This window comes from Pseudomonas onubensis, assembly GCF_965653655.1.
Taxonomy (GTDB): domain Bacteria; phylum Pseudomonadota; class Gammaproteobacteria; order Pseudomonadales; family Pseudomonadaceae; genus Aquipseudomonas.
Genome location: NZ_CBFHAZ010000176.1, coordinates 1 through 6,308, shown reverse-complemented (window position 1 = coordinate 6,308; position 6,308 = coordinate 1). Strand labels below are relative to the sequence as shown.

The window sequence follows — 6,308 nt, the reverse complement described above, 5'->3', positions numbered from 1 at the left end:
ATGCGGTGTGTCAGTCGATGCATAATTTGACTGAAACACCGCATTCGCGAGCAAGCCCGCTCCCACATTTTTAGATCGTATTACTTGCCGAGTTTACGCAACTCATCCGACTCCACCACCCGCACGCCATCCTGCTCTTCCAGCGCCAGGCGCCACATGGCGCGGGCCAGTTCGCAGACTTCGATACCGTGATATTTGCCCGGAATCAACCGCGACAACGGCCCGGCGATTTTCTCGGCCAGGCGTGACTCCAGGCGTTCTCCCAGCAGCAACGAAGGCCGCACGATGGTCAGTTGCGGCCAGTCCTGGGCCTTGAGCGCCTGTTCCATTTCGCCTTTGACGCGGTTGTAGAAAATCGAGGATTTCGGGTCGGCGCCAATTGCGCTGATCACGATCAAGTGCCGCGCGCCCATCTCCCGTGCGCGCTTGGCGAAGGCCACCACCATGTCCAGGTCGACCGCGCGGAAAGCCTCCTCTGAGCCAGCTTTTTTAATCGTGGTGCCCAGGCAGCAGAAGGCGATATCGACCTGGCCACTCAGTTGCGGCAGGAACACCGCCGGGTCGCCCACCGGGTTTTCCAGGTGCGGATGTTCGGCCAGTGGCTTGCGGCTAGGTGCCAGTACGCGGGTCACCGTGGGTTCGTTGAGCAAGCGGTCGAGCAGGTGTTCGCCGGTCAGGCCGGAGGCGCCGGCGAGCAGGATATGCTGAGGTGTCAGGTACATGGTGTTTCCCCCTTGTTACACGTTACAGCTTAGTTGCCTTTGGCTTCCTTGCTATTCATTGAGACGCTTTCGAGCGCCTTTCGTGCCTGCTGTTTACGTAACAATTGCCAGTGGGCGATCACGCCCTTGGGTGCCCAGATCTGCGGCTCGGAGGCTTCGAAGTTGTCCGCCTGTTCGCGCTCGGCCACTTGCAGCTGCGCCAGTTTGAAGGCTTGTTGCAAATCGTCGGTCTGGTTGAAAGCCTGGGCGAACAGGGCGTCGCCGAAGTAGGTGAAGTCCGCTTCCTCGGAGCAGCCGAAGGACACGCGATCAGCGCGCGAGGCGGTCATGATCAGCGTGTGCTCGTCTTTTAAGGCCGGGATAAACCCGCCGGAGTAACAGGCGGAAATCACGATGATCTTGTCGCGGTCCTTGAGCGGCGCGAGTACCGCGGCCAGCTCATCGGCGGGCAGGTCGGCCAGCTCCATGCGCGGCTGGTCGAGCACCAGTTCATGTTCGTGGGTGCCGTGGCTGGTCATGTAGATAAACACCAGGTCTTGCGGCCCGGTGCGTTCGGCCAGGGTCTGCACCGCGCGGCGCAGGCTTTCGCGGGTGGCCAGTGGGCGGTCGGCGATGTGGTCGCGGTGGTTGACCAGGCGAATCTGCCCGCGCGCACCGAAGCGGGTGGCGAGCATGTTGCTGACGTAGTCGGCTTCGCGCAGGAACACGCTTTGTTTACCATCGCCGGCCAGTACCAGGGTGTACAACTCGACGGCGGGGGTGGAGGGCGGCACGGCGGCGAGTGCGGCATCGAGCAGGCGGCCCTGGGCGAGTATGCCGACCTCCAGTGGGTCGGGCAGCAACTTGCCATCGGCATCGCGCACGCGCATGCCGTTGACCCAGGTGCCAGCCTGCACGGTGCCGTCGGTGAGCACCAGGGTGCCTTTGCCTTGATAGCTGTCGCTGTCGAAGCCACCGACATAGAAACTGCCGTCGGTGAGGTTCAGGCGGCCTTCGCCGCTGAAGCGCCATTCGCTGAACTGGCCCACGTAGTGGCTGCCGTCCACACCGATCAACTCGCCTTTGCCGCTGAGTGCGCCTTCCTTGAACTGGCCGATCCACACGTCGCCGTCGGCGTTTTCATAACGGCCCTTGCCGTTGAGCTGGTTCTGTTTGAACTGGCCGACATAGATATCGCCGTCGGCACTGTTGAAGGTGCCGTTGCCTTCAAGCTGACCATCGACAAAACGGCCGCTGAACTGGTTGCCGCTGTCGTCGTTGCGCTGGCCTTCGCCATTCGGTTTGCCGTGCTCGAACTGGCCCTGGTACTGGCTGCCGTCGGCCAACTCGAGGCGGCCGAGGCCGGAATATTGATCGTTTTTGAATTCGCCGCGATAGGTCATCTGCCCCTCTTTGAGGGTGCCTTCGCCGTTGCGTCGCCCGTTCTTGAAACCGCCGACGTAGCTGCTGCCCGCCGTGGTCAGGCTGCCCTGGCCGTCGAACAGGCCTTGCTGGAACTGGCCTTTGTAGACCTCGCCGTTGCTGCCATGCCATTCGCCCTGGCCGTGCCACTGGCCTTTGTCGAACTGGCCGGCGTACCAACTGCCGTTGGGGTAGTCCACGCGGCCCTGGCCTTGCAGCAAACCGTTGACCACGTCACCCCGGTAACGGCCGCCGTCGGGCAGGCGCGCATCGGGCGGCAACAGCGATTCGCCGTCTCCGCAAGCGGTGAGCAACAGGGCAAGGGCAAGGGGAGCGAGTGGGCGCATAGCGGGATCCGGATAATTAAGCGCCGAGTATGCCGCAGCTGCGAGTTTCATACATAAATTTACATACACTGTGGCAAGGTTTATTGCCTCGCCACAGGCCCGGCCTTACACGAAGCAGAGTGACAGCGACTCGGCGATGTAAGCAGGTTTTTCCTGGCCTTCGATTTCCAGGGTGGCGGTGGCCTTAAATAGCCATTGGCCAGGTTTTTTCTCGGTCACGTCGGTGAGGGTGACGTTCAGGCGGACTTTGGAATTAACCTTTACCGGCTGGATAAAACGCACGCTGTCCAGGCCATAGTTGACCGCCATCTTCAGGCCTTCGGGCATGATCAGGATGTCTTCCATCAGCTTGGGCATCAGCGACAGCGACAGGAAACCGTGGGCGATGGTACTGCCGAACGGGGTCTTGGCGGCCTTGACCGGGTCGACGTGGATGAACTGATGATCGCCGGTGGCTTCTGCGAACAGGTTGATACGCGCCTGGTCGATGGTGAGCCATTCGGAACGTCCCAGTTCCTTGCCGACATAATCTTTGAGCTGCGCTACAGGTACAGAGGGCATTGCGACTCTCCTTGGTTCATCGATTCTGTTTTTTATGGGTTACAGAGAACCAATGTAGATCATCATGGGCAACCCACCCGGTCAACCCACCATGCTTTTGGCGAATGCCGAAGCATACGGCGGGCGTGCTTATAATGCGTCCCAGCTTTAGAGGGGAGAGAGCGATGCTGTTACGGGGCCTGACCTGGCTGGTGCTGTTTCAACTGATCGGCACCGCGATCAACCATTTGCTGTTGCCGGTGCTGCCGGGGCCGATCATCGGCTTGCTGCTGATGCTGGGCTATTTGATCTGGCGCGGTGAAGTCGGCGAGCCCCTGAGCCTGGCCGCCAGCAGCCTGTTGCGTTACTTGCCGTTGCTGCTGGTGCCGCCGGCGGTGGGTGTGATGGTCTACGCCAAAGATATTGCTGCCGATTTCTGGGCCATCATCGGCGCACTGGTGTTGTCGTTGGTGATCGCCATGGGTTTTGTCGGCGTGCTGATGCAGCGCATGGTCAAACGCAAGGAGCGCGATCAATGATCGGCGACTGGCAGGGCGCGTGGGCTGCGGTTATTCATCATCCGTTGTTCGGCATCGGCATCACCCTCGGCGCCTACCAACTGGTGCTGGCGGCATTCGAGAAAACCCGTTGGATCTTCCTGCAGCCGGTGCTGGTGTCGATGCTGCTGGTGATCGGTGTGTTGCTCAGCTGCGGCCTGACCTACGTCGAATACCGCAAGAGCACCGAGATCATGGGCATCCTGCTCGGCCCGGCGACGGTGGCCCTGGCGGTGCCGCTGTTCTTGAACCTGCGACGGATTCGACAATTGTTCTGGCCGATTTTTACTACGCTGGTGATAGGCGGCGTGGTGGCCACCGGCTTGTGTGTGCTGCTGGGCTGGTGGTTCGGCGCCGAACATATGATGCTGATGACCATGGCGCCCAAGTCGGTAACCTCGCCGATTGCCATGCTGGTGGCTGAGCAGATCGGCGGCGTGGCCGCGCTGGCGGCCGTGTTTGTGCTGATCACCGGGGTGATCGGCGCGATGATCGGCCCGGCGTACCTGTCGCGCCTCGGTGTACACAGCCCTGAGGCGCGCGGCATGGCGCTGGGCATGACCGCCCACGCCGTCGGCACCTCGGTGGCCTTGCAGGAAAGTGAAGAGTGCGGCGCCTTCGCGGCGTTGGCCATGAGTCTGATGGGCGTGGGCACGGCGGTTTTCCTGCCGTTGGCCGTGTCGGTGATCGTTTAAACCAGGTTTAAGGAAACCTTTATGAGTCTGGCGCTGTTCCCGCTCAATACCGTGCTGTTCCCTGGCTGCACCCTCGACTTGCAACTGTTCGAGGCGCGCTACCTGGACATGATCAGCCGCTGTATGAAAAAGGGCGAAAGCTTTGGCGTGGTGTGCATCCTCGATGGCAAGGAAGTCGGCATGGCTCCGGACGGCTACGCGCTGATCGGCTGTGAAGCGCTGATCCGCGATTTCAAGCAGCAGGACAACGGCCTGCTGGGCATTCGTGTCGAAGGCGGGCGACGCTTTCGCGTGCGTGACGCCGGGGTGCAGAAGGACCAGTTGCTGGTGGCCGAAGTGCAATGGCTCGAAGAACAGCCCGACCAGCCCTTGGAAGAAGAAGACGCCGACCTGCTGGCGTTGCTCCAGGCCCTGGCCGAGCACCCGATGGTGGCCTCGCTGGACATGGACGCGCATGCCGAGGGCCAGCAAGCCTTGGGCAATCAGCTGGCGTATCTGCTGCCGTTCACCGAGGCCGACAAGATCGACCTGCTGCAACTCGATGACCCGCAGCAGCGCCTGGATGCGATCCAGATGCTGCTCGACGAGTTGCAGGGCGAACTCTTTACTCAGTAGGCGTAGCGCAGCATTGCGTGGGGAGTGCCGGTGAGGGCGATAAAGCCCAGCACCGCGACCACCACCGGCAACATCCACCACCAGACCTTTTGCGGCAGCGCAGGCAATGGGCTGCGGTACTGGCTGGCGGCCAGGCTGAAAGCGCACACCGTCATTGCCAGCAACGTGCCGGCGAGGATGTCCGTGGGCCAATGCGCGCCCAGGTACACCCGCGACAAGGCAATGAAGGCCGCGGGAATACAGCCCAGTAACATCCAGGTCAGGCGCAGGCGCGTGGGTTGCCCGCGCCCGGCCAGCACCGCCAGCGCAAGGAAGAAGGCAAAGGCGCCGGAGGCGTGGCCGCTGGGCATGCTGAAACTGGTCAGTGGGTCGGTGAGGATTTCCGGGCGGCCACGGGCGAAAAACAGCTTGGTGCCGGTGTTGATCACCGCGGCCCCCGCCAAGGTGGCGCCGACGAACACGGCATGCCGCCATTGCCGCGCCACTAGCAGCAGGCCGGTGAAAATCGCGCTGGCGATAAACATTTTCCTGAATTCACCCAATTGGGTAATCCGCACCATCACCTCGTCCAGCCACGGGCTGCGGTGCTCCTGCACCAGCGCACTGAGGCCCTGATCGAAGTGATTGAGGTGGGGGTAGCCGATAAACAGGGCGATCAACAAGGTCAGGCTGGCGCAGCCGACCCACAAGGTGGCGCGACGATGGCCGCGCAGGCTGCTGTTCAAGCTCATCCCAAGCAACACCGCGATACACCCGGCCACAATCCCGGCTTCCAGCCAGAAACCTTCCGGCAGCGGCAGGCGGAACGCGGCGCCGGTGGCCCAGCCCGGCAGCAGGTAGGCCACCGACCAGCCGGCGGCGGCCACCACGCTGACGGCGGCAAAACGCGGGAACGGCATGTCGCACATGCCCGCCACCATCGGCAGCATGGGGCGCAGCGGGCCGATGAAGCGCCCGACCAGCAGGCTGGCGATGCCGTACTTGTGGAAGTAGGTTTCGGCGCCGTTCATCCATTCCGGGTGGTGGCGTAAACCGGGCAAGCGCCGGATGTTCTGATGGAAGTGCCGGCCCAGGTAGTAGGAAACCCCGTCGCCAAGCAAGCCGCCGAGAAAGCCCAGCAGCAAGGTTTCACTCAACGACAGCGCGCCGCTGCCGGCCAGCGCCGCAATGGCAAACAGCAAGACGGTGCCTGGCACGATCAGACCGGCGATGGCCAGGCACTCCACGCACGCGACCACAAATACCGCCACCGCCAGCCATTCGGGGTTCAGTGTGAGCCACCCGGTAATGCTATCGAGCCATTGGCCCATAAAACGTCACTCCATTTGTGCAAGACATAACCTGAGCCAGTGGCGATCAACTGTGGGAGCGGGCTTGCTCGCGAATGCGGTGTGTCAGCTACGGTTCCTTCACTGATACACCGCATTCGCG

Annotated in this window: 7 protein-coding genes; 3 read left to right on the top strand and 4 right to left on the bottom strand. The window is 62.2% G+C overall.

The features are described from left to right. Nucleotides 1–80 precede the first annotated feature (80 nt). The 3 genes from ACTD9P_RS29185 to ACTD9P_RS29175 form a co-directional block, all read right to left on the bottom strand. Nucleotides 81–722, bottom strand: a complete 642-nt coding sequence (locus ACTD9P_RS29185; protein ID WP_017136040.1) for an oxidoreductase — start codon at nucleotides 720–722, stop codon at nucleotides 81–83. A gap of 29 nt (nucleotides 723–751) precedes the next feature. Further along, on the bottom strand, nucleotides 752–2,470 hold the full coding sequence (locus tag ACTD9P_RS29180) for a C13 family peptidase (protein WP_438870357.1): 1,719 nt from the start codon (nucleotides 2,468–2,470) through the stop codon (nucleotides 752–754). A gap of 105 nt (nucleotides 2,471–2,575) precedes the next feature. Beyond that, nucleotides 2,576–3,031, bottom strand: coding sequence for a MaoC family dehydratase (locus ACTD9P_RS29175; RefSeq protein WP_438870356.1), 456 nt, complete (start codon nucleotides 3,029–3,031; stop codon nucleotides 2,576–2,578). 164 nt (nucleotides 3,032–3,195) lie between these two features. Between ACTD9P_RS29175 and ACTD9P_RS29170 the strand changes: the two genes are divergently transcribed. From ACTD9P_RS29170 to ACTD9P_RS29160, 3 genes are read left to right on the top strand one after another with little or no spacing between them, the layout of a single operon-like run. Continuing rightward, nucleotides 3,196–3,549 (top strand): CidA/LrgA family protein, encoded by a 354-nt coding sequence (locus ACTD9P_RS29170; protein WP_056861958.1) that lies wholly within the window; start codon nucleotides 3,196–3,198, stop codon nucleotides 3,547–3,549. After that, complete coding sequence (locus tag ACTD9P_RS29165; protein ID WP_065911246.1) at nucleotides 3,546–4,262, top strand: LrgB family protein; 717 nt, start codon at nucleotides 3,546–3,548, stop codon at nucleotides 4,260–4,262. The genes ACTD9P_RS29170 and ACTD9P_RS29165 overlap by 4 nt, the downstream gene beginning before the upstream one ends. A gap of 21 nt (nucleotides 4,263–4,283) precedes the next feature. Continuing rightward, complete coding sequence (locus tag ACTD9P_RS29160) at nucleotides 4,284–4,877, top strand: LON peptidase substrate-binding domain-containing protein (RefSeq protein ID WP_065911245.1); 594 nt, start codon at nucleotides 4,284–4,286, stop codon at nucleotides 4,875–4,877. Here ACTD9P_RS29160 and ACTD9P_RS29155 read toward each other — a convergent pair. Further along, nucleotides 4,871–6,187, bottom strand: coding sequence for a bifunctional DedA family/phosphatase PAP2 family protein (locus tag ACTD9P_RS29155; protein ID WP_438870355.1), 1,317 nt, complete (start codon nucleotides 6,185–6,187; stop codon nucleotides 4,871–4,873). The genes ACTD9P_RS29160 and ACTD9P_RS29155 overlap by 7 nt on opposite strands. Between the last annotated feature and the right edge of the window lie 121 nt (nucleotides 6,188–6,308).